Origin of the sequence: Psychromonas arctica (assembly GCF_036697365.1) — a bacterium.
GTDB lineage: Bacteria > Pseudomonadota > Gammaproteobacteria > Enterobacterales > Psychromonadaceae > Psychromonas > Psychromonas arctica_A.
The window spans coordinates 14,586-39,806 of record NZ_JBAHZA010000006.1; the positions used below are offsets into that span (position 1 = coordinate 14,586).

Genomic DNA, 25,221 nt, shown 5'->3' on the forward strand with positions numbered 1-25,221 from the left:
TTGAAAAATAATAAAGCAGATGCATTATTAATTGTTGAAGATGATTTGGGCCTGCAAACTCAGTTGAAGTGGCACTTTGCTGACTACAATGTCATTACTGCAGCTAATCAGAAAGAAGCCATTTCTGCAATACGGCTGCATGAGCCAAAAGTCATGATTCAAGACCTAGGATTGCCACCAGATGAGGATGGTGTAACGGAAGGGTTTGAGTTACTGCAACAAGCATTACATTTAAGCCCACACATGAAGATTATCGTGATGACAGGGAATGAAGGGAATGAACATGCAATGCAAGCAGTTAAGTTAGGTTCATATGACTTTTATGCTAAACCTGTTGACCCTGATACCTTGGATTTAATCGTTCAGCGTGCGTTTCATATCTATCATCTTGAAGAGAAAAATAGGCAACTAAACAATCAACAGGAATCAATGCTGAATGGTTTGATTGCTAGTGATACTAAGATGTTAAAAATCTGCAATATGGTGGAAAAAATAGCACCAACCGACGCGTCTTGCTTATTAATCGGTGAAAGTGGGACTGGTAAAGAGGTTATTGCTAATTCATTACATCAATTAAGTTTGCGCAAAGATAACAAGATGGTCGCGATTAACTGTGCCGCTATTCCTGAAAATCTTATTGAAAGTGAATTATTTGGTTATGAAAAAGGGGCATTTACTGGTGCAGTAAAAAGTACTGTCGGTAAAATAGAACTAGCCCATAAAGGCACACTATTTTTAGATGAAATTGGTGATATGCCACTTCATTTACAAGCTAAGTTATTGCGCTTTCTACAAGAGCGAGTGATTGAGCGAGTTGGTGGTAGAAAGCAAATAGATATCGATACTCGAATTATTTGTGCAACCCATAAAGACCTAGACAAGTTAGTCGAAACAGGTGAATTCAGGGAAGATCTTTATTATCGTATTGCTGAAATACAAATTGATATTCCGCCTTTAAGAGAGCGTGGTTCAGATAAATTATTATTAGCGAAATACCTATTAAATAAATATGTAAAAAAACAAAAACTGCAAATTATTGGATTTTCGGAAGACGCTGTTAATGGTATTGAAAACCATACTTGGCCGGGTAATGTACGCGAAATGGAAAATAAAATTAAGCGTGCTGCAATAATGTGTGACTTGAAATATATCAGCGCATTAGATCTAGGGCTCGTTAATGAAGAAGTCGCACCATTAAATCTGAAAGAGATTCGCCGCAACGCAGAAGTTAATGCACTGAAACAAGCATTAATTGCTTCTGATCATAATATCAGTGCTGCTGCTAAATCTTTAGGTATTACAAGGCCTACCTTGTATGACCTAATGAAAAAATACGATATGCAATAATTATTAACGCTATTTTAGTTACCTTGTATAAGGGAAGAAAATGAAAAAATCATCTACCGTCATGTTTAGCTCGTTAGTACTAGCCAGTAGTTTATTTATTACTGCATGTAATGATGACTCCAATGCTGAAAATGTTGCTGAGTTGGCTCAATATACTCAGCAAGGTAAAACTTACTTAGAGCAAAGCCAATTTAAAGCAGCAATTAATTCAGCAAGTAATGCAATTATTCTTTATCCTGATCAACAAGATGGTTATGTTATTTTAGCAAAAGTTTACAATAAACTTGGTCAATCCAATCAAGCACTTGATGTATTGAATCGTTATCAAGGACAAAAAGATGCTGATTTCTATTTATTATTACTAGAGTCTTACCAGCGTACTAAGAAAGTTATTTCAGCAAATAAACTGATTGAACAGCAATCTGATTTGTTGTCGTCAAAAGGAGATGACTTTAAGCTGTTAAAAGCTAAGTTATTACTATTAGAAAATAAACCTGAACAAGCACTTTCAATTTTTGCTGATCTGCAACAGCAAGCCGGTTTTGAAAGTGATGGATTTATCGGGGAAGCAAGAATTACTGCGAGTAATGATAAAGATGCTGCACTCGCTTTGTTAGATAAGGCCATGGTAAGTGAGCCTAAGAATACAGAAGCCTTAATGTTGAAAGGTTTTTTATTACTTGAAAAAGGCCAGATAGAGCAAGCTGAAAGTACACTTTCTTTTGCATTAAGTGAATTACCCTCATCGGATATATTTACCCCAGAGAGAATTAATATTCTTAAGGCGTTAACATCTATTTTAACTTCGCAAGGCCGCAGCTCTGAGGCGTTACTATATTCTCGTATCTTAAGTGATGAATTCCCTACCGCGACAACTGTCAATGAATATTATATCTCAGCTCAAGAGTATTACAAAAGAAAGCAGTTAGGTGAGGCAAAAGAAGCTTTACAAAAAATACTAGAAATAGATCCTAACAATAAAAAAGCATCCACTATGCTTGGCGTGATTTTATATACAGAAGGTGATATCAATGGTGCGGAAAAATACTTATCAGGCATGATTGATCCTGAGGTAAATACGCCTCAATTAACACAAATCTATGCAATGACCCAGCTTAAGCTGAATCAAAGTAATGATGTATTAGATATTTTGGATGACGTGATTGAATATGAAGAACGTTTAGATACATTAACGTTATATGCGATTGCGGCGATTGCTGAAAAGCAATTCGATAAAGCAGATATAGCGATTGACCGTATCAAAAAGCTATTTCCAGATTCGCCTAAATTGACTTTAATAGAAAGTAGTTATTTAAATGAGAAGTCTCCAGAAAAAGAACAAGAAGTCCTCGATTTATTAGCCGCTGGTTTAGCTAAAAATAGCGCCGATCTTTCGTTACAAACGGTTTATTTAAAAAAACTAATTGCCATGCAGCGTCTTGATGAAGCAGATCGTTTTATTGGTAACGAAGTAAATAAAGCTGGCGTGTCAGTAGGGACTCGTTTATTGATTGCTAATTATTATTTATACCGAAATCAATATGCTTTAGCGGAGCAATCTTTTAATCAAATCCTTAAGGTTTCTGATGATAATCTTCAGTCATACTATGGATTAGCGCAAAGTAAACAGTTACAACAAGACTGGTCGTCTGCATTTAGTTATTACAACCAAATTATAGACTTATATCCTGAGCAGATTAAGGCTTATTACGGTGCCGTTATCAGTACTCAAGAGCAAAGAAAAGAGCTACTTAATATTGAGGATAGCTTATCAAGTAAACATAATCCAAGCATATTAGCGCTTGTTTTAGCTGATTATCAGTATCAGAATAAACAATTCTCTGAGGCTGATAAAACGATTAAGAAAGCGATTAATCTCCCTGTGGACTTAGTCGATAAAAGCGATACATTACAACAGCAAATTAGTAACCAAAGAATTATTGCAGCGATTCGAGCTAAGGATTATACCAGCGCAAGAGAGTTAACTCTGGCACAGTTACAATTGACGCCTACTCAGTCAATTTTCTTAATGAGATTAGCTGCAATTGAAACCTTATCAGGGCAATATGCTGAAGCGGATAAAGTGCTGAAGCAAATAGAAGTAATTCTGCCTGAGAATCCTCAGGTTGCTGTATTAAAAGCTCAGTTAGCTATAGCTCAGAAAGATGATACCAAGGCAGCACAGATATTATCTGATGAGTGGAATAAAAATAATAACGACGAAATTGCCGTTGAGCTTTATAAGATTTATCAGCAATCCGATAAAAACAAAGCGGAAGCATTTTTAACTAAATGGTTAATTGCTGCGCCTTCTAGTTTATATGCGAACTTAAATAGTGGTATGTCGTTACAGCTTAAGGGAGAAAATGAAGCTGCGATTCAGGCTTATGAGAAGGTATTGAGTGTCTCACCTAATGAACTAACGAGCCTAAATAATGCTGCTTGGTTATATTCATTAGAGAAAGACCCCAAAGCAGAAGTGTTAGCAGCTAAAGCTTATGAGATTGCGCCAAATAACCCTGCTGTTCTTGATACCTATGGTTGGATATTACATCAGTCAGGAAAAACTGCTGAAGCTAAGCCATTAATTAAGAAAGCGTTAACGTTATTACCCGATAATGTTGAAATACAAAAGCATTGGCAGGAAGTGGCAGAGTAAGCGTTATCTAAGTAGGTTAATTGTAGTATTTAGACCAGTGTTTATTAGCTAAACACTGGTTTTTTAATTCTACTTTATCAATTCTGTATTGTATTTGGCATTAAGTGTCTAAAATTTTGAAAGGTTTTACATTGAAGTTGTGGGTTGTTATTCAGAAATTGATCTAGTTTAGTTAATGAGTAAGGGGCAAGACTCTTGGGGTGACCCATAATATTAAAAATGCCATTGGTATTTTTCTTATCGTGAGACTTTAATGCTTTTTCTAATTGTCCCGCCTTTGCACCATCTATCATTACTGGCCCATAGGTTGTTTTGGTGAGCCTTTCAATATAATACTGCTTGTTAGCTACCATCGCTTGGCCATTACCAAAGCTTTTAAACTTTTTACCTGAAATCTTCTTATGAAAAGCAAGTTTCCAAAAGAATAGAGGGGATGTTTTGAAAGCACTAATAGGTATTTCTACAAACTGCCCTTGGTTATCTACTTTTAATGGGTCTGTTGAGAAAGTCCAATAAGGTTGTTGCGGCATATCGGTGAAATTAAAGTAACGCGTAGGATCCGATGAGTAACCATGATTAAATAAGGTGCTGTCTAGCCAAATACCATTGTCTGATAAGGCTTTAGATAGTGTCTCAAAGGGTTGCAGACACCAGCCACCAGCGCGATATGCAAATATGGGTTGTAAAGTACAAGTGGTTAGCTCTGCTTTGTAACTACGCACAATCTCGTTAATTTCTGAATTAGAGAAGTCATGTAACCGATACCTGCTGGTATCGATATGCCAGCCATCTTGGTCGTAAGTAGTATCTACCCAATGGGGGTGGATATGAAGTTGTATATCATGCCCAGCTTTGGAGAGTGTTAGTAATTGTTGCTTAATATCACGGTATTGTTTTGCTAATTCAGGGAAACTATCCGCATATTCTTTTAATTTAACTAGAAAACCGGCATCTACAAAAAGACAAACTCGACTATTATATTTATTTAATATGGTAATTAGTTTATTTGTAGGAGTAATCATACAGTCTTCTACGGAGCCAGTATTTTTTCCAAAAAAAAGTTCATAATCTAAGCTTATTAAATAATCTGTTTTTGTCATTTACTCTGTCCTTGAAAGTGCTAAAAATACCTATTAAGGCTATGTTTTTACGGTTTTTTTTGAAAAAAATGAGTTAAAAATATTGGAATATTTACAATACAAAAAACTACTGTTATGTTTGTCCGATTAAGTCATTATATAAGCTAAGGAGTGGCTAAATGAATGCAGAAAAGTCACCTTTAAAAAAACCTACCGAACGTTATCAAGTTAAACAAGCAACCGTTACTATGTTTGGCATTAATATTCATCCAATGGGGATGTCTCAAACATTAGATGTTGTTCATGAATGTATCACTTCTAAACAATCATTACACGTTGGTATGCTTAATGCCGCCAAAGTAGTGAATATGAAAAGAAATCCTGCATTAGGTGAAGATGTTACTTCATCTAACTTAATTTTAGCCGATGGTTGTGCTGTTGTATTAGCTAGTAAAATACTTAAGAAAAAACTGCCTGAACGTGTAGCAGGTATTGATCTAATGCATGGCATTTTAGAACGTGGTAATACCAAAGGATATCGTGTGTATTGCCTTGGTGCTACAGAAGAGGTTTCCGAAGAAATCGAACGGCAGATAAATAAGCATTACCCAGGTGTGATCATTGCTGGACGTCAAAATGGCTACTTTTCAGAAGACCAGCAACAACAAGTAGCTGAAAATATTGTGAAAGCTAATGCCGATGTTCTCTTTGTTGCCATTACTTCTCCGAAAAAAGAGCAGTTTATGGCTAAATGGGGAGATGTAATGAGGGTGCCAGTAGTGCATGGTGTTGGTGGTTCATTCGATGTGTTTGCCGGAAAAGTAAAGCGTGCACCTTTAATTTGGCAGAAAATGGGAATGGAGTGGCTATACAGAGTACTGCAAGAGCCGGGACGCTTATGGAAGCGTTATTTAATTACCAATACTCTATTTATTGGCATGCTTATTAAAGAGTTAGTCAAACCAATTAAATCATCATAAAGAAATAATATGACTCATAAAAAACAAAAATTAGTTTACCTTGCCGCTGCCAGTCATTCGGGGTCAACCATGACTGCTATGTTGCTAGGCGCTCACCCAGATCTTTGCAGTGTCGGTGAATTAAAGGCCATTAACTTAGGTGATAAAAATAGTTATTTATGTTCATGTAAAAAATTAGTTGGTGAGTGTGAGTTTTGGGAAGGTGTCGCTGAAAAAATGGCTACTAAAGGTCATGACTTTTGTATTTCAGATGCAAAAACAGATATTCGAACCGGTGCGACACCTTATATGTTAAAGCTGTTGGGGCCGTTGGTTAGGTCTCCATTGATGGAATTCATTAGAGATAGTTTGTTAACGCTATCGCCAGTGTGGCGAAAGCAATTACCTTTCTTACAAAAGCGAAATGCAGATTATGCTCGTTCAATTGCAGAGCAAGCCAAGGTTGATACCGTTGTAGATTCTTCAAAAATAGGTATTCGTTTGAAATATCTATTAAAAAACCCTGAATTGGATATCAAAGTGATCTGGGTTGTTCGTGATGGGCGAGGTGTTTCCTTAGCCTATAAAAATCCATCAGAATTTGCCGATGCTAAAAACCCTAAGTTACGTGGTGGTGGTGCAGGAAAAACACAAGAGCAAGGCCGAGGAATTGAAATTGGCGCTCATGAATGGGTGCGTTGTAATCAAGAAACTGAAGCGGTGTTAGCGACCATGTCGAAAAATAATTGGATCAGAGTACATTACGAAGATATTTGTAATAACACTGAACAAACGTTGGATACTTTGTTTAATTTTATCGGTGTAGATCCAGCTAAAAAACGTTTAGATTTTAAAACCGTTGAGCATCATGTAGTCGGTAACGGCATGCGTTTGGATGACTCTGAAGTGATTCAGTTGGATGACCGCTGGAAAATTTTATTAAGTGAAGATGAGTTACAAACTTATTACCAAGTTACCGGTAATTACCATGGTCACCTTGGTTATGCGAAATAGAATTTCATGATAGATAAAAAGGAACAGAAAAAGCCTGATTTAACAGGTCAAGATCGCTTTGCTTGGAACCTAATGGTGAGTTGGGCTAGTCAGCTTGTGTTGATTTTTTCTGGTTTTATTATGCCACGTTTGGTGGATGATAAAGTAGGGCAAGCAGCTCTAGGTATATGGGATTTTGGCTGGTCTTTTGTTAGTTATTTAAGTTTGGTTGGCTTAGGTATGGGAGCTTGCTTTAATCGTTATGTAGCCAAACACCGAGGGGCTGGTGAACTGACTTTGCTTAATTATGTTGCCAATTCAGCATTATTTGTACAATTGATATTCGCTGCTGTAGCAATGTTGGGCACCGTTTTATTTTACCTATTACTACCGCCTTATTTTGGCGAAAACCTTGCAGAAAATACTCATACGGCCCAGTTAGTGATTCTTTTTTTAGGGGCTGGTGTTGCTTTTCAAATGGCTTCTGGTTCAGCAAGTGGCTTATTAACTGGTTATCATCGTTGGGATATACATAATGCATTACATGCTGGTGATAGCATATTATCGATAATTTTAATGGTGTTAGCTCTTTATTTTACTAACTTAAGTGTTGCTGGAATGGCAATTGGTTATTTGATTTCAACTATTATTTTCCAATCTCTTCGATTTGTATTTGTTAATAAAATCTGTACTGAGTTTAAATTTAATTTAAAGATGGCAAACTGGAAAACAACTAAAATGTTATTGAAGTTTGGCATTAAGAGTATGTTATCTAATATCCCTCCTATCATTTTGTTACAGACAATAAGTGTGATGTTAGTGAGCTCTATTGGCCCCGCTGCGCTTGCTATTTTTGCTCGTCCAATGGCGTTGACTAAGCAAATTAAAACATTCATGACTAAGTTTACTTTGATGTTAACTCCTACAACCGGTTCGATGCAGGGCGCTGGAGATATACAAGCAATTCAAGCATTATTCATTAACACCACGAAATTAAGCTTTGCTTTTGCGTTACCTACCTTAGGTTTGTTATTAATCTATGGGGATGTTGTTTTACATTATTGGATGGGACCCGAATATGCTCTTTGGTCATTGGTGATGATTTTAGCTATTGGTCAATTATTACCTATGGGGCAAGATACATCGCTTCGAATATTAATGGGTTTGAATCAACATGGCCGTATTTCTCTTTTTGCTTTTGTTGCAATTTTTGTATTATTTGGAATAGAGCTTTTGTTTACAGGCATTGAACAATGGGAGTTAACAACAGCAGCCCTATTATTTGTTATTCCAATGAATATTGTTTACGGAATTATTGTCCCGATTTATACCTGTCGACAACTTAAATTATCTTGGTTTAGTTATGTACTTAATAGCTTTATTAAACCTGTTTTTTATATCTGTCCTTTTTTAGTCTGCCTTGCTTTATCTCGTTATGAATATAATCAAGGTGAATGGTTAAGTGCTTCTGCACTTATTGGCATTGCAAGTATAATTACTTTGTTCATTTATTTTCGTTATCTAGTCCCATTCAAACTACAACAGAAGTGCCTATCTCGATTTAAGTTGCAATCATCATGAAGAAAAAAAATACGGTTAGCCTACGAAAATATCCATATCCTTATCAAGCAATGCTTGCTATCTGTAGTGATCTCGATGAAACGCCTAACAAAGAAATTTATTTTGAGACGGCAAAGTATTTAAATACAACAGAACAAACATCTTTAGGGAAAGGAGTTGGTTTAGAGGTTGGAAATACTGTCTATTTTGATATGCCTAGTCATAATTTTTCATATACAAATACAGATGACGAAGGAAGAGATAAAATTCATCGTTTGATTGAATCTGGTCATATTGATTGTTTACATTCATTTGGTGATTTTGTTAATGATAGAGCATCAATTGAAAAATATTGGAATACCATTCAATCAGGAAAACGTAAAATTGAAGTGTGGGTTGACCATGCGCAAGCGCCAACAAATTTAGACAATGACATTATGCAAGGAAGTGGTGCTGAACAAGGTACTACAGCTTATCATAGTGACCTTACTGTGAAGTCTGGTGGTTTGCCTTTTATTTGGAAAGGTAGGGTGACGAGTTGCGTTGCACAAAACGCAAAACGCAGTTATCAAAGTTTGTTTAACAAGCATAAAATTAAAGCATCGCTTAAAACTATTGCATTAGAATTTATTAAAGCCTGGCTTGCTCGCCTCGGAAATCAAAAATATGCGATGCATAAAGCCAACAAAGTCCTACGTAAAACAACCTTAATAGACGGTTCTGAAGTTATTGAGTTTATGCGTTGTAACCCTGCATGGGGTGGTGTCTCCTGCTTTGATCAAGCACGTGGTATTCATAATGTATTAACTAAAGCGATGTTAGATACCTTGGTGCAGAATGAAGGTTGTAGTGTTCTATATAGTCATTTAGGTAAAGTGCATTCCATCGAAGAACCGTTTACTGAGGAAACAAGGCAAGCCTTTGAGTTATTAGCTGAGTATCAAGATAATAAAAAAATATTAACAACCACGACTCGTCGTTTGCTAGGTTATAACCGCACGATTGAAGAATTGGATTTCTCTGTGAAGTACATGGGGGAGGAAACTCATATCTACCTCTCTACGGACTACAATGGAGATGACATTCAAGGCCTTACTTGGTATGTAGAAAATCCTAAACTAACCATTTTATATATTAATGGCGTAAAGTGTTCTTATATAGCCCTTAATGATAAGGATTATTCTGGAAGAGCTAGTATTTCAATTGGATGGGATAGATTAACCTTTCCTAAAATAGGTAATTAAAAATGATTGATAAGGAGATTAGTGTTTTTCAGCACTGTTATCGATGTTTGTTAAGGGGGATGCTTATTATTCATTATTTGTTATTAAAACTATTTAAGTTAATACCTCATCAACCTAAAAAAACGAAGCAACTCACTATATTAGCAACAGGTACCTTTTATTCGGATCACTGGTTAATCACTCATTTACGTCCTATGGCTAATGCCGATACCTGTAAGCATTTAACCATGGTAGCATCTACTTCTGTACCTAATATGAATAAGGTTTCTGGTGAATATGCACCTAAATGGCTAAGTAAAGTATTCGGACAGGTAGTTGCTCGCTTAATTTATTTCACATGGTTAGCAATCACTCAAAGACCAGATGTTTTAGTAGGGTTTCACCTTTTACTTAATGGTTTACTTGTAGTTGTCTTAGCGAAATTAATTGGAGCTAAATCTGTGTATATTTGTGGAGGTGGACCCAGAGAAGTTGATGGCGGAGGGTTCAATACAGAAAGTAGGATCTTTAATCGTATTGGTAAAGCAGATTCATTTATTGAAAAAATGTTGATTAAGTCGGTTAATGAAATGGATTTAGTTATTTCTATGGGCACATCAGCTATTCGTTATTTTAAAGATAAAGGTGTTAAGACAATCTTTGAAATTGTACCTGGCGGGTTCGATGATTCTGTATTTTGTCCAAGGCCTGAAGTAAAAAAACAATATGATTTAATTTTGGTAGGTCGTTTATCAGAAGTAAAAAGAGTTGACCGGTTTTTGAAGTCGATACAAATTTCGAAAAAACAACTTCCTCATTTAAATGCGGTAATTGTCGGTGATGGCCCAGATAAAGAAAAGTTACAAAAGCTAGCTATCGAGTTAGGTATTGCTGATGATGTATATTTTGCAGGATGGCAAAATAATGTCGAGTATTGGCTTCAGCAATCTCGCTGTTTTGTATTGACTTCAGATTCTGAAGGCTTATCACAAGCTCTTATTCAGGCAATGATGTGTGGAGCTCCAGCCATTACTTCTAAAGTCGGCGATCTAGGCGATTTGATCGAAGAAGGGGTAAATGGTTACCTCAGCGATTTTTTAACTGAACATGAGTTTGCAACTGGTTATATTAATATTTTTTCATGCAAAAATAAATTAGATACGTTCTCAGAGGCCGCGTATCAAAGTACAGAAAAGTTTTCTATTTCAGAGGTCTCGCAACATTGGCATAAAATATATGCAACATTTTCTAATTAAACTTTAAAGTTAATTACTTATGATTCGAATTACATTATTGACCTTACTCATCGCTTATTTAAGTGTTTACGCCTGGAAAGATTGGTTTCGAGGAGCTTGCTGGTTAGTACTTTTAATTTCTATCTTTCAGCATCCTGATATGCCTAAAGCTGTTGGTGGGGTACCTGGTTTAAATCATTGGAACTTTTTATTTTTAAATGTCGTTTTATCTTGGCTTTCTGATAGAAGAAAGCAGAAGTTACTCTGGGAAATGCCCCGTAAAATTAATTTTTTGCTATTTATATATGGTTTTTTCATTGTCCTTAGCGTCATCCGATATATGTCAGATCGAAGTGGTGTGTTTGAATGGTATGAAGTGGTCAATAGTTCTCCACCTGGAGCTATTTCTGCAATTAATGAATTCTTGATTAATTGTTTTAAGTGGGTATTTCCTAGCATGATTATTTTTGATGGTTGTCGTAATAGAAAACAATATAATTTTGCAATGGGCTCTTTAGCTCTGATGTTTATCTTATTAGCCTTCCAAGTCGTTAAAGCAATGAAATTAGGCTCATTAACACTAGGTGGTGATGTGTTACAACACAAAGCGCTAAAGATTATTTCTGCAAGTGTTGGGTTCCATCGAGTTAATATTTCGATGATGATGAGTGGCGCTTTTTGGCTAGTTTTTTGTTTAAAAGAATTAGTAAGTAAAAAGTATTATTGGTTGGTTATATTGCCCTGTTGCCTGATCATATTTATCGCTATGGCTTTAACTGGAGGGCGAACAGGTTATGGAACATGGGCTGTATTAGGTTTACTTTATTGTTTATTTAAGTGGAAGAAGTACATTTTATTAGCCCCATTAATATACATAGCTGTAATTATGTTTGCACCATCTTCAGTTGAGCGACTTAGCTTTGGTTTTAATTCAGATGAAAGTTCATACACCCAAGAGACTAACTTTGAAGAAGATGGAGTTGATTTGTATGAAGTTACTTCTGGTAGGAATTTAGCTTGGCCATTAGTGTGGGATTCCATCATTGAAGCTCCATTTTTTGGCTATGGTAGGGATGCTATGGTAAATATAGGGCTTACGCTGAAAATGAGGGAGTTATATGGTGAATTTGATAGTTTCCCTCATCCGCATAACTCTTATCTACAATGGATTCAAGACAATGGTTTTATAGGTGCCTTACCTGTTTTTTTATTGTATCTACTTCTTCTAAAGTACTCTTGGAGCCTTTTTCGTGACAGTTCTAACAATTTATATGTAGTTACTGGCGGTGCAGCCTTTGCATTAATAGGTGCCTTTTTAATTGCCTCTATAGGTAGTCAGACTTTCTATCCTAGAGAAGGAGCTGTTGGTATGTGGGTTGCGATTGGGTTGTTATTGCGTGTGCATATTGAACGAAAGAAAAAGCAGTCAGGTAAAAAAAGTACTCTCATTGATGACTAAAATCAGATTTTTTAATATTTCTTATGACATTAAAAACTGATCTCATTAACCACATCTTAATAAGTGCATTCTTTAATTTTGTATAGGAAAAATTAAAGAATGCACTCACATAGTAATAATATGATGGATATTTAGTGATTATATTAATAGGGTAAGAGCAATTACTGTAATAGTTTTTATAAACCTTAATTTGAAATCTGCATGTTTATTAAAAGAATAAATTTAGGTCGTTGTACTAGAGTTCGATTAATTAAAAGGAGCATTTGTGGAAGAGAAGAAATATACAGTTCAAAAATCACGCTTAATTGATTCACAGAAGAATACACTTTTCAAGCAACTTTTATCAAGGTTTTTAATCTACCAAATTATAAGAGTGTCGAGTTTAATTACGATTTTATTTTCATATAAAAGTAAGAAAGCTGATGAAAGTTTTAATAAAAAAAAGTTTGTTTTTATGGGGCGTTTTGAATCTAATAACTGGATCGCCGCACATATCAAACCGTTAGCTGAATCGAATGTTTGCGAACATATTTGGATTGTTGCAGATAAGAAAATGCTGGAAATAGAAAATGTAACTTATGTTACGCCTTCTCCAATCATTCAAAAAATATTTGGTAATACTTTTGCGAGAACTTATACGGCTTACAAAGTTACAAAAAAAAACAAGGTAGACTATGTTGGTGGCTTTCACTTGTTGTTAAACGGTATTTTTGCAAATGTTATTGCTAGGATGAATGCAACTAAATCTATTTATTTCTGTGTCGGTGGTTGGTCTGAAATTGTCGGTGGTGGAGTATATAGTGGCACTCCTATTTTCAAAGACTCCGGTAAGCATGATTGCGTTTTGGAAAAGCGGTTAATTAATTATATTAAAACAATAGATCTTGTCGTAACAATGGGCAATAAAGCCAAGTCATATTTAGAAAATAAGCAGGTTGAAAATGTAGTTGTTAACCCTGGAGGAATAGATAAGTCCGTATTCCAAAATTTTTCAAAGGAGAAAAATAATGATTTGATCCTTGTTGCTAGATTAGACCCTGTAAAAAGAGTTGATCGTTTTTTAACAATTGTAGAAAAATTAAAACTAAAATTACCCAATATTTCAGCCTTGGTTGTTGGTGGTGGTAATCGACTTAAAGAGTATGAGTTATTATCTCAGCAATTGGGGCTTAATAAAAATGTCACGTTTACTGGGGCAACTGTAGATGTAACATCATATTTGGTAGATTCGCGTGTTTTTGTGCTTACATCAGACTCCGAAGGTTTACCTTTATCATGTATGGAGGCAGCAACCCTAGGCTTACCAATTGTAGCATCAGACATAGGTGATTTATCTGACCTTGTTGAGTCAGGAAAAACAGGCTATTTAATTAATAAAGAAGATATCTCTGAATTTGTTGATAAGTTACATTTGTTAATAACAAATAAAAAACTAGCGGAACAAGTTTCATTAGATGCATTACATAAATCAGAGAAGTTTACACTTCAGGCTGCTTCAACAATCTGGGAAAAAGCCATAAATTAATCAAGGTTAGCATCATCATGAGTATCCTAAGTAGTAATTGGACGATAAAGTTAGCGGACTATGCTTCAAAATCACCTAAATCAAGAATGTTATTTTTAGGAGATATCGCTCTAGCGAGGGGAGTAGGAGGAAAAATAGATCAATATGGAAATGATTATAATTTTATGCATGTAAAGGAGATTTTTGAAGAGAAATCTGCTGTCATTTTTAATTTGGAATGTTGCCTAACAGAAAGAGGCGAACCTTGGGAGCCTAAACCTGTCCTTATGAATGGAATTGAAGGCTATTTGAATATTTTTCCTCAGAATGTCAATTATGTGGCAAATGTAGCAAATAATCACTTCTTAGACTTAGGTGTTTTCGGAGCTCAAGATACCATTGATGCTGTATACAAAAAAGGAATGGGATGTTTTGGAGCTACGGGTAGCTACTCTGAAAGTTTTGAGCATAAAGTTAATTTGCCAAGTGCAAATGTTTCATTAATTGCTTACTCACCTGCCGCGCATCCTTTTCCAGCTAATACTGAGATAAATGTTTCTTACAAGTCTGTCTGCGAAATGGTAACTGATGTTAAAAAATTGAGAATGACTACAGATTTATTACTTGTGTCTTTGCATCAAGGTGTTGAGTTTTGTCGTTATACTGATAAGGTTTCAAGAAAAAGAGCGCAGGCATTAATTGATGCCGGAGCTGATTGTGTTATTTGTCACCATACTCATGTAATACAAGGTATTGAAAGATATAAAGGCAAAGTTATATTTTATGGTATTGGTAATTTTTTAATTGATATTGATACTAAAGCAATGCCTAATACCAAATATAGTTTAAGCCTTGATTTCGTTATTCAGGACAAGGAAATAAAGGAAATTAAAGTTATTCCTTTTTTTATCAATAGCGAGCTACAAGTAGAGTATTTACAAGGTAAAGATAAGGATAGGCTTGAACAGGAAATCAATTGGTTGTCTTCATTTTTTTCTAGTGCTTTTTTTGTTCAAATAAATTATGTATTAGCACGGGCCCTTTGGGTAAAATTACACCTAAAATCAGTCGCGAATATGTGCCAAAGAAAAGGAGTAGTAGCAACGATCCGTTACTATTTTTCCCGAGTTTTTATAAAGTTGCTAAATAAATGATTATAGTTTTTAAGCTATTATCTATCCTTTCAACCACTCGAAAAGTATTCGTTTAATGCAAGCCCATCATCAAACACATTGATTTTAGTGGGTAAAAAATAGTGGGCGTTTTTATTTCGGAAAATTAATATGAAGAAAGCATTTTCAAAGAAAAATATATGGGAGGCAATGCCTCCTGCTTTTAAGAGATTGGTTGGCCTTACACTTTCAGTTGTTCCTTTAGAGTACTTAATTGGTAGAAAATTTCGAGAAACAACAAAGCTTATTTTATCTGCTGATAGATGGACAAAAGCTGAAATTGACGCTTACCACCTTAAACAATTAAAACAGCAAGTTAATATTGCTTATGAAAAATGCCCTGCTTATAGAAAGCTATATGATGAAGCTAATATCGATATTTTGGCTTTTAATACGCTAAATGATTTTAATAAGTTCCCCTTGATTGATAAAGATTTTATTAATAATAATACTGAAGATTTACTTTTAGTCGATAAAGATAACTCTGATGTTGATTATGTTACAACAGGTGGGACAAGTGGTATCCCTCTTTCTTTTTACATTAATGCAAGTCGGTCACAGATTGAGTATGCTTACTTAGTTGATGGCTGGAGAAAAGCTGGGTTTAAACTTGGAGATATAAAAGCCGTATTAAGAGGGCGCGTTACGGGTTCAAAAAAAGGGGAGAACCAAAGTTACGATCCTATTTTTAAGGAACATTATTATAGTAATTTTCACATGAATGACAAAGATATGAGTCACTATATTTCTCATATTAAAACACTTAAGGATTGCTTTCTTCATGTGTATCCATCATCAGTGTATCAATTAGCCCGATTCGCTAAAAAAGAGAATATAACATTTAACAATATTAAAGCGATTTTAGCTGAATCCGAAAATGTTTATCCTGAGCAACGTAGTTTTGTTGAATCAGTCTTTAACTGCCGGTATTACTCTTCTTATGGGCATAGTGAAAAGCTTGTCGCGGCAGGTGAATGTGAAAACTCAGACGATTATCATGTATGGCCGACTTATGGTTATTTTGAATTGTTGGATAAAAATGGCAATGTGATTACAGAAAAGGGTCAAGTTGGTGAAATAGTCGGAACTGGTTTTATAAATACAGTAATGCCATTTATACGTTATAAAACGGGTGACTTTGCTGAGTATGTTGGAAATTATTGTGATAAATGCAAACGCAATCATCTTATAGTAAGAAATATTATGGGGCATAATATCCAAGAACATTTAGTGGCAGTAGATAATAGCTTAATACCTTGGTCTGCTATAAATATGCATGATGATACTTTTGATGATGTACTGCAATATCAATTTTATCAGGATACCCCTGGTGTAGCAGTGATAAAAATAAAAACAAGACAAGATTTTTCCGAGGAAAGTAAACAACGTATACTTAATAATATCAATAATAAATTACAGAAGCGTATAGAGGTTTCTGTAATGCAAGTTGATCATATTCCATTAACGAAACGTGGTAAGTCAGTCTTTGTTGATCAACAGATCAATATTCAAAATTAGTTTAATATATTATTACATTAAAAACGTTTAATAGAAAACTTGAATAAATTATATATCTTTTTATTATGTTTTCTATTGTTCACAAACCCCTTGGGTAATAAAATTGAAAGTAAGTAGATGAACTTAATCAAATACGACATTTTATTTTTTAATAAAATGTCGTGCTCATCAGAACCTTTACGCAATGTTGTTTTAACCTTTTTCTAAAAACTATTTATCAATGATTAATTATTTTTATGAAAAAGGCTCAAGTATTTTTTAAGTCAATCTTCAGTTAGTATATTGTTGTCGTTACTTCGGTCTCGTTTGGTAGTTGAATTATTTTTAACTCTCCTGGTTTTGTAGGAATAGTGGGGATTTGTTTAGCACCATATTGTTCAAATGGGCCTATATCAATTGAATTCCCAAGACTGCGTTGCTCATCAAAAATGTCTAAATTTATCCCGCTGGTATCAGAGAATTGCGATTTAAACTGGGTTATTAAAATATTATTTACATTGGTACCCGCATCTTTAAGTGTTGTAAACCCCATGCCGTCAATACTTAAACCATCCATTATTTGACCAATATCGTTTTGTGTAATAATGTTTGTACCTTGAACATTTCCACTAGCGCCATTTTTAGAATTTAAAGATAATACTGTTTCATGTATTTTATTAGATACGCCTTCTTTTACCCGCACATACATGCCGTCTCCAAAATAATTATTTTCTATAAATGCTTGTTCATTAAGAGCTAAGTATTCAAGCATAATATGATATCCAGTGGGTTCATTAACGTGCGCTGCCGTTACATCTAGCAAAATATTATTTTTTATCCAAGTTGTAGTATCTCGATTAGATACATCAATCCCATTAGGAGCATCAAATATTAAGTTGTTGAAAATATATTGTTCATCTGAGCTTGCTATGTGAATAGCAGCTGATTGCCATGATGAAGTGGTTTCAATAGGGCCGATATTCGAGTTTTCTTGCACAGGTTCAATCCCATGAATAACATTACCAATAATGTAGATTTTTTTATCCCATGTGGTTGCAGATGTAGAAGCAATCCTTATTCCGTATTCAACACCACTGATACGATTGTTGATCATCCACAACTCATCGGGTTGATACTGTGCTCCAAGCCCTTTAGATGGAGACCAAGACGTACTAACTAAATCGTGGACATAATTACTTGAAAATACTACATTAGATCCTGCTTTAACCCATAGGCCAGCTTGTCTTACGTTATAAACTTCATTACGTCCTGCGTAGATATTATTTGTCGAACCTCTGTTATTAAGGTCTCCAAGAACTTGAAGCCCTGACCCAGATGCTGTGTGAAAAATATTATCTAATAACCATACATTGGAAACATATTTTCCAATCGATATTACGTGAAAATCATCATCCGTTGGAGAGTTTACATCGCCCAAATTATGTACTGTAGTATTGTATATTACGACATTTGAAACCGGAGCCGTTGAATCTGCTGATATAGATATACCGCCACCATTTAAATCTAAGTTTTTGGCCACTACATTTGTTGCTTGTCGCCCTTCACTAGGTGATCCAATTTTAAGGTTTGCTCCGTTAATAAAGTCCAAATCGGAGATGTATATGTTTGCTCCCATCACCAGAAACCCTACTTTACTAATTGCCCCATCAGTATCCTTTGCTTCAGTAACCCAAACTGGACCAGCTTCTCCTGCACTCCAATTCTCATCAGTACCATTGAGTACATATATTCGATCACCATAAGTTTTAAAACCTTGATCGTACTCACCTGCTATTTCAATATATGAACCAGCAGGTGCAGGGCTAGGGAACGATTTACGTGGTACGTCAGGTGTTCCGTAAGTTTGTTTATCGCTACCTGTTTGATAATTTATGTAATAGTAACCTGGTTTTTCAGTATTCCAGTCATTAGGCCTTGAGGGCATTTCTTGTTGAAAGTCTAAAGTAGTGTTAGGTATCCCTACAGGCATTGTATAAGCTGAAATGCTAGTACTTATGGATAATAACAATACAATAAATGAGTGTTTCATATACCTCATTGTTTTCATTAGCTGAACCATTTTTAGCTCCTTTTCAAATCTTTCTATAAAACATGCCTTGGAGTATAGTTTCTTTTAGTTTGTATGCCATTAATCTTTATTCAAAATTAATTTAAATCTGTTTTCCGACAACATAGGTTTAAAGAGAAAAGTAAAAAATAGAATTATTAACTATTTTTAACAAGACTTTACTTATTTAAGTCGCTTTTTTTAATCTATTTTGTACTTCTAAAAATTCAATTTCCCAGCTATTTCGGTACGTTAAACCTAAAGTAATTATTTGTTGATATGCGACATCAACATTTAGGGAATTATATGTATAATCTAGATGTGCAGAGAATATATTTTCTTTATTTAAATATTATTAAAGGCTACTGGAATTGAAAAAGGAAATAAATATAGTCCATTATTGGGGGGGGGTCCCTATTATAGCGACCTCAAAGTGGCTAAGTACTTTGAGGTTAGTTCAGAAATGTGCCGAAAATAATTGGAATAATTGGCTAGTTTTATCAAAGCAACCTGATGATCTTTCTTTAGTAACACCTTTTATAGAAATCGGTTGTAAAGTAATTTATCAACCTCGATCCAAAGGAAATTTTGATTTAAAAAGTATTACTCGTAATTATAAGCTTATGCGATTAACTAAGTGTGATATTTTACATTGCTATAATGACCATACAAGCCCGTTAATTGCAGCGATGCTCGCAAGGACCCCAGTTAAAGTTTGGTCCAAATTGTCTATGTCTTCATATTATGAAAAAGGGGTGAAACCTCAAGGTTTAAAAAAGTTAATGCCAAGTACACGTCTTACCTGTTTGCTTGCAAATCGTATTCTAGCAATCAGTGATGCAGCAAGAAAAGAAATATGCAACCAAGTCGGTTTTGATAATAAGATTCATATCATCGATGTACCAGTGCAACTTGAGCGCTTTACTTGTTCAGAAAAGGTAGATGAAATTAGAGAATCCTTTCATATACATAAATCAGATTTTCTTATTACTGCTGTGGGACATTTTATCGAAGTTAAAGGATGGGACATTGCAGTTCCTGCTTTTGCTAAAGTTTGTAAAAGTATTCCTAATGCAAGATTATTGTTAGTTGGGAAAAAAACGTCGGATTCTTTTTATCAAAAAATAGTAGAACAAATTAACTTTTTTAATTTAAAAGACAAAATTATTTTTGCTGGTAATCGTAGTGATATTCCTGAAATTCTTAAAGTAAGCGACTTATTTATATTACCATCTCGTTCAGAAGGTACTCCAGCTGCGTTAATCGAAGCAATGGCATCAGGGCTACCATGTATTGCTACAAATGCTGGAGGAATGCCAGAAGTCATTACAAATGGTGATAATGGTTACCTGTTTGAAAAAGAGAACATTGAAGAGTTGGCTGATAAAATTAAAAGTATAGCCTTAAGCCCTGAGCTAGAAGCACAGTTTATCATTAATGCTAAAAAAGGCTTACAAAGGTTTAGTATTGAAAGATACGTAGATACTACATTTAATCATTATGAAGATTTACTTGCTCATCGAAAGTAGCTTTACCGTCCCTTTGTTCATTAATGAGATAGATAACTATGGCCGTTAAAGCTTTTATTAAGAATATACTTTTAAAGATTTTGTTTCAAAGTGGGTTGTTAAAATTTCTCCACCATAAAAACCGTTATAAAATTTGTGTGCTAATGGTGCATGGTGTCATGGATATTGATACCAAAACTGTTTGGTCTCCACTTCGTAAGCAACTTCCTGTTAAAGAGTTCGACCGAACTCTAGGCATGCTTGCTCAATACTATCATTTTATTACTGTACAACAGTCTATCGACATCTTAAGCGGTAAAGTTCCTCCTATCGATAATGCTTTATTGATTACATTTGATGATGGCTATCGTAATAATATTGATTATGCGCTTCCTATTTGTGAGAAATATAATATAAAGCCGGTTTTATTTGTAGCTACTAACCATGTTGATTCAGGGCTTCCTTTTTGGTTTGACCGTCTTGATTATGCCTTGCAACAGAATATGGGAGAGATTCTTTCATTGCACTATAAAAACGAAGTTTATAGTTTTGATGCAACAAACTATATTGCTTTAGCTTCTAGCTATAAAAAATTTCGTGATATTTGTAAGAATAAATTTAACGATGATATTGAGCTAAATAATCTATTTAATTACTTGTGTGAAACTTTAGAAAATCGTTCGTCGGCTGCTTTAAAAGATATTTGTCATGAAGATGATTGGTCTGCGGTTGTTTCCTGGAATACTTTAAAGCAACTAATATCTGAAAACCGTATTGATGTTGCTAGTCATACACAAGATCACTTACGTCTAGACTGCCTTGAAGAAAGCAAAATATTGTCACAATTAAAACAATCAAAAGTCTGTATTGAAAAGGAATTAGCAGTCAAATGCGATTATTTTTGTTATCCTAATGGCAATTATAATAAGCTTTCTAAGCAACTGTTAAAAGAGGTTGGTTATAAAGCTGCTTTTTCAACGGATGTTGGATTATGTCAGTCAGAGGATGATTTAATGGCATTAAAGCGCTTTAATTTTCCCGCGCATAAAACAATTCCTGAACTGTTATTTCTGTTAAATACGAAATAGTAGCTATTTCTTTTTATCTTTTTATTGCTAGGGTTGTAAATTATCATGCTAAATATTTGTCTTGTTGCTCATTTTGCATATGGAGCTGTTACTGGTGGAAGTCACGGTTCAATTGGTGGTGTAGAAAGACAAACAAGTTTGATGGCAAAGTGGTTAGTTTCAAGAGGGCATAAAGTGTCTTTATTAACTTGGTCTGAAGGTGTTGAGAGCGACGAAGTTATTGATGGTATCAATGTTATTAAAATATGTCGTCAAGATGCAGGTTTAAAAGGAATTCGTTTCTTTCATCCTCGTTGGACTGGTTTAAATAGTGCAATGAAGCGTGCTGATGCTGATGTTTATTATCAAAACTGTGGGGAATACATTACAGGACAAGTTGCTATGTGGTGTAAACGACACAATAAGAAGTTTTTATATTCTTTGGCAAATGATTCTGACGCTGATTATAAATTGCCGGTAATGGACACCTATCGGGAAAGAATTTTATATCGTTATGGCCTTCTCAACGCAGATTATATTTTATCGCAAACTAAAAAACAAATGAACTCTTTGAAGTCTGGTTTTAAGCTTAACTCTGAAATAATGCCTATGCCATGCCCTGGACCTAGTCGTGAGGAGTATAAAAAAATAGTTTTAAATCAACAAACACCTTCTATTCTATGGGCGGCTAGAATTCATGAAAGCAAGCGTTTAGAGTTATTCTTAGACGTTGCCAAAAGTTTACCTGAATATCAATTTATTGTTGGTGGAAGCCCTCAACAAGAGGATTCGTATTTTAAAAGTGTATTAAACACTATGAATAATCTCAATAACGTTACCTATTTAGGTATGGTTGCTCGTGCAGATATGCCTGACTTGTACCGTAGCGCGAGTGTGTTTTGTTGTTCATCCGTTTACGAAGGTTTTCCTAATACTTTTTTAGAAGCATGGAGCCAAGGTTTACCCATTGTTTCTACTTTTGACCCAGATCACCTGATCAGGGATCGTCAATTAGGTTTTGATGCTGTCACAAAAGAGGATTTGATATCTGGCATTAAAAACCTATGTTCTAATCCAGAGTTATGGCAGCAATATTCAAATAATGCACGTGAATACTACGCAAATAATCATTCCGTAGACCAGGTGATGGAACGTTTTGAAGCCATTTTTACTGAACTTTCAGAATAAGGGGGGCAAATGCAAATTAAATTAGCGTTTGTTACTCAATTTCCCATTGAAATAGGAAGACCACATGGTGGAGTCGAGGCGGTTAGTGTTAACTTAGTACCCGCGTTAGCTACTTATTCTGAATTTGATCTACATATAATAACTTTGTGCCCTGATACTTCGGTCGAATCTATTGAAAAACTTGAAAATATAACTATTCACCGAATTCCTAAGCCTTCGGGAAGTGAGTTAATAAACGCATTAACGACAGGTAAAAGGTTAATCGAAAACAAGATTAAAGAAATATCTCCTGATTTAATTCATGCCCATGATACTTACGGGATCATGGTTAAAGATCTAACTATTCCTAAAGTATTTACCATTCATGGCTTTATTTACGGGGATACACTATTAGCAAATGGTAAATTTAAGAACATACGCTCTAAAATATGGGAGCTTATCGAAAAATCGAGTTGGCGCAAACAACCTAATATCATCTCCATTAGCCCTTATGTTAGAGAGCGTTTAACTGGCGTAAGTAATGCGCATATATTTGATATTGATAACCCCATTTCAGAACATTTTTTTGATTTAACAAGACAATCAAGTAAGAACATCATATTTACTTCAGCAGTTATCGCCCCTCGCAAAAATGTAATACAGCTAGTTAAAGCAGTAAAAATCCTTATTGATAAAGGCCTTGATGTCGAGTTAAGAGTTGCTGGTGGTATTGTTGATCAAGATTATGCAGCGCAATTAATGGAATTTATTGCGTTAAATAACTTAGAACAAAGAGTCATACTATTAGGGCGAATCTCAACACAAGAGGTGCAGACTGAACTATGTAATGCTTCTCTATATGCTTTAGTTTCTTTAGAAGAAAACTCCCCTATGGGAATTGAAGAGGCAATGGCTGTTGGTGTTCCTGTCGTAACTTCAAATCGTTGTGGTATGCCATATATGGTTAAACATGGTGAAACTGGATACTTGGTTAACCCTTTCGATGAATACAACATTGCTAATAAATGTGAGTTAATTTTAAATAATCCTGATCTTGCTAATAAAATGCAACTTAAAGCCAAACAATTATCAAGTGAGCTATATCATGTCGAAAAAGTCGCTGAGAGAACGATCGCTGTTTATTATGAGGTACTAGCATGATGCTTTCGGTTTGGTTATATCAAGCTTTCATAGGAGCTTATTTTGCTTAAAAAAATTTCAGTACATAGCTTGTTTATCGCCTCTTTACTTATATTGTTTGTGGTTAACGCGCCTGTTTTACTCACTATTTTCGACGAATGGAACAGTGATGGCCCCTATAGTCATGGTTTTTTGGGGATTATTGTTGTCGTCTACGTTTTTTATCTACAACGGCATCATTTGCAGGCTAACACTTTATCTAAAAGCCATTACGCGTTTGCTTTAGTTTGTTTGATTTCAAGTTTATCCGTTTCTTTAGTTGCTCTGTTATCTAGTATCCAACAACTACAGCAATTAGCATTTTTCAGCATCCTCGTTTCTTTGTTATTTTGTTTTTATGGTTGGCAAGCTCTTCGCTCTTTTTTCACTCCTTTATTGATGCTATTACTGATTTTACCTGTTTGGAATATGCTGCAGTTTCCTTTACGTGAGCTGTCAACTCAGGCTGGGGTATGGGGACCTGAGTTACTAGGTATTGCGGTAGATCGTGACCATTATCGACTCTCTACAGCGGGCGGTATGTTCGATGTTGATCCCGCTTGTTCTGGTTTAGGTTTCTTTATGGTGGCAGCTTTGCTTACATTTTGTGTGAGTTACTTTAATAAGCTTTCTACCAAAAGAACCTTAACATTTTTACTTATCAGTCTAGCGGTCGCTATTATTGCCAATTGGTTAAGGGTGATGATTATCATCATAGTGGGCACTTACACTGAGATGAACCATTTTATAGTGCATGACCATCTTGCTTTTGGTTGGATTGTGTTTGCTATATGTTTAATTCCACTTATTTATATTGCTCGTACCTATTTTGAAGAAAGGTCTGAAGATGAGACTGCTGAGACTGCTGAGACTGCTGAGACTGTTAAGCCAGTAGCTAGTGATGATTTCTCTTTAAATAAAACACAGATATGCGTGACTTTGATTGTTTTCGCTTCTTTTGTTGCAGCCTCTTATTGGATTCCTTCTCGCTATGATAAAAATTATACGTTCGTTGAACCAAGTTTAGAAAGCTATCAAATAGTTAGTCGTGACAAAGCTTACAGTCCAAGTTGGAAGCCTTACTCACAAGGGGCAACTAAAGAGCGGTTCTCTTATTACATTGAGAAGTCATTAGGCTTTCAGGTTTATTTGGCAGATTACTATAAACAAGAACAAGCCAAAGAGATGATTTTTGTAGAAAATTACTTATTTGATGAAGATTTTTGGATGGAAGTGGCAGATAAAAAGCTGTCTCTTTCGGAAGCAGCTGTATTGGATCAAGCTAATTTATTCGTATTAAAAAAATCTGCTCATCGGTATCGATTAATTGCTTCTTGGTATGTCATTAATGGGATTATGACTAGTGATAAAAAAATTGCCAAATTAGCTGAGGTCAAAGCTGCATTATTGGGTCGACCTGGGGCAACGTTAGTTGCAGTTAGTTTTGATTTTGATGGTGATGACCAAGCCAGCGCTGAACAACAATTAAGTAAGTTTATTACAGCTTATCTTAATCCAAATAAATCATAATTTAAGGGATTAAAT

18 protein-coding genes are annotated in these 25,221 nt (G+C 35.0%); 16 read left to right on the plus strand and 2 right to left on the minus strand.

The features are described 5' to 3' along the window. Entirely contained in the window at nucleotides 1–1,347 is a 1,347-nt protein-coding gene (gene prsR, locus V5290_RS08280) for a PEP-CTERM-box response regulator transcription factor (RefSeq protein WP_333383929.1), read from the plus strand. Between the two features lie 40 nt (nucleotides 1,348–1,387). Further along, nucleotides 1,388–4,006, plus strand: a complete 2,619-nt coding sequence (locus tag V5290_RS08285; RefSeq protein ID WP_333383932.1) for a tetratricopeptide repeat protein — start codon at nucleotides 1,388–1,390, stop codon at nucleotides 4,004–4,006. Nucleotides 4,007–4,083: 77 nt separating this feature from the next. On the opposite strand, the gene V5290_RS08290 is transcribed toward V5290_RS08285, so the two are convergent. Next, nucleotides 4,084–5,106: a hypothetical protein gene (locus V5290_RS08290; RefSeq protein WP_333383934.1), complete on the minus strand. Its 1,023-nt coding sequence runs from the start codon at nucleotides 5,104–5,106 to the stop codon at nucleotides 4,084–4,086. A gap of 158 nt (nucleotides 5,107–5,264) precedes the next feature. Here V5290_RS08290 and V5290_RS08295 point away from each other — a divergent pair, with 158 nt between their 5' ends. From V5290_RS08295 to V5290_RS08335, 9 genes are all read left to right on the plus strand, one after another. Continuing rightward, nucleotides 5,265–6,065: a WecB/TagA/CpsF family glycosyltransferase gene (locus V5290_RS08295; RefSeq protein ID WP_333383937.1), complete on the plus strand. Its 801-nt coding sequence runs from the start codon at nucleotides 5,265–5,267 to the stop codon at nucleotides 6,063–6,065. 9 nt (nucleotides 6,066–6,074) lie between these two features. After that, complete coding sequence (locus V5290_RS08300) at nucleotides 6,075–7,058, plus strand: hypothetical protein (RefSeq protein WP_333383940.1); 984 nt, start codon at nucleotides 6,075–6,077, stop codon at nucleotides 7,056–7,058. A gap of 6 nt (nucleotides 7,059–7,064) precedes the next feature. Next, complete coding sequence (locus tag V5290_RS08305; protein WP_333383943.1) at nucleotides 7,065–8,618, plus strand: lipopolysaccharide biosynthesis protein; 1,554 nt, start codon at nucleotides 7,065–7,067, stop codon at nucleotides 8,616–8,618. Beyond that, nucleotides 8,615–9,841 (plus strand): hypothetical protein, encoded by a 1,227-nt coding sequence (locus V5290_RS08310; protein ID WP_333383946.1) that lies wholly within the window; start codon nucleotides 8,615–8,617, stop codon nucleotides 9,839–9,841. The genes V5290_RS08305 and V5290_RS08310 overlap by 4 nt, the downstream gene beginning before the upstream one ends. Before the next feature lie 2 nt (nucleotides 9,842–9,843). Further along, complete coding sequence (locus V5290_RS08315; protein ID WP_333383949.1) at nucleotides 9,844–11,076, plus strand: glycosyltransferase; 1,233 nt, start codon at nucleotides 9,844–9,846, stop codon at nucleotides 11,074–11,076. 19 nt (nucleotides 11,077–11,095) lie between these two features. Beyond that, complete coding sequence (locus V5290_RS08320; RefSeq protein ID WP_333383952.1) at nucleotides 11,096–12,514, plus strand: O-antigen ligase family protein; 1,419 nt, start codon at nucleotides 11,096–11,098, stop codon at nucleotides 12,512–12,514. Nucleotides 12,515–12,779: 265 nt separating this feature from the next. Continuing rightward, nucleotides 12,780–14,039, plus strand: a complete 1,260-nt coding sequence (locus V5290_RS08325; protein WP_333383956.1) for a glycosyltransferase family 4 protein — start codon at nucleotides 12,780–12,782, stop codon at nucleotides 14,037–14,039. Between the two features lie 17 nt (nucleotides 14,040–14,056). Then, nucleotides 14,057–15,172: a CapA family protein gene (locus tag V5290_RS08330; RefSeq protein WP_333383965.1), complete on the plus strand. Its 1,116-nt coding sequence runs from the start codon at nucleotides 14,057–14,059 to the stop codon at nucleotides 15,170–15,172. 129 nt (nucleotides 15,173–15,301) lie between these two features. Beyond that, nucleotides 15,302–16,708: a phenylacetate--CoA ligase family protein gene (locus V5290_RS08335; protein ID WP_333383969.1), complete on the plus strand. Its 1,407-nt coding sequence runs from the start codon at nucleotides 15,302–15,304 to the stop codon at nucleotides 16,706–16,708. A 274-nt stretch (nucleotides 16,709–16,982) separates the two neighbouring features. Here V5290_RS08335 and V5290_RS08340 read toward each other — a convergent pair whose 3' ends face one another. Continuing rightward, nucleotides 16,983–18,746: a hypothetical protein gene (locus tag V5290_RS08340; protein WP_333383971.1), complete on the minus strand. Its 1,764-nt coding sequence runs from the start codon at nucleotides 18,744–18,746 to the stop codon at nucleotides 16,983–16,985. 380 nt (nucleotides 18,747–19,126) lie between these two features. Here V5290_RS08340 and V5290_RS08345 point away from each other — a divergent pair, with 380 nt between their 5' ends. From V5290_RS08345 to V5290_RS08365, 5 genes are read left to right on the plus strand one after another with little or no spacing between them, the layout of a single operon-like run. After that, the gene (locus V5290_RS08345; RefSeq protein WP_333383974.1) at nucleotides 19,127–20,284 is read left to right on the plus strand and encodes a glycosyltransferase family 4 protein; all 1,158 of its coding nucleotides are present in this window, start codon (nucleotides 19,127–19,129) and stop codon (nucleotides 20,282–20,284) included. Between the two features lie 38 nt (nucleotides 20,285–20,322). Next, on the plus strand, nucleotides 20,323–21,351 hold the full coding sequence (locus tag V5290_RS08350) for a polysaccharide deacetylase family protein (RefSeq protein WP_333383977.1): 1,029 nt from the start codon (nucleotides 20,323–20,325) through the stop codon (nucleotides 21,349–21,351). A 45-nt stretch (nucleotides 21,352–21,396) separates the two neighbouring features. Continuing rightward, nucleotides 21,397–22,518 carry a glycosyltransferase family 4 protein gene (locus V5290_RS08355; RefSeq protein WP_333383980.1) on the plus strand — a complete coding sequence of 374 codons (1,122 nt, stop codon included), beginning with the start codon at nucleotides 21,397–21,399 and terminating at the stop codon, nucleotides 22,516–22,518. Nucleotides 22,519–22,527: 9 nt separating this feature from the next. Continuing rightward, on the plus strand, nucleotides 22,528–23,658 hold the full coding sequence (locus V5290_RS08360) for a glycosyltransferase family 4 protein (protein ID WP_333383981.1): 1,131 nt from the start codon (nucleotides 22,528–22,530) through the stop codon (nucleotides 23,656–23,658). Nucleotides 23,659–23,700: 42 nt separating this feature from the next. Further along, nucleotides 23,701–25,206, plus strand: coding sequence for an exosortase C-terminal domain/associated protein EpsI (locus V5290_RS08365; RefSeq protein ID WP_333383984.1), 1,506 nt, complete (start codon nucleotides 23,701–23,703; stop codon nucleotides 25,204–25,206). The last annotated feature ends 15 nt before the right edge of the window (nucleotides 25,207–25,221 follow it).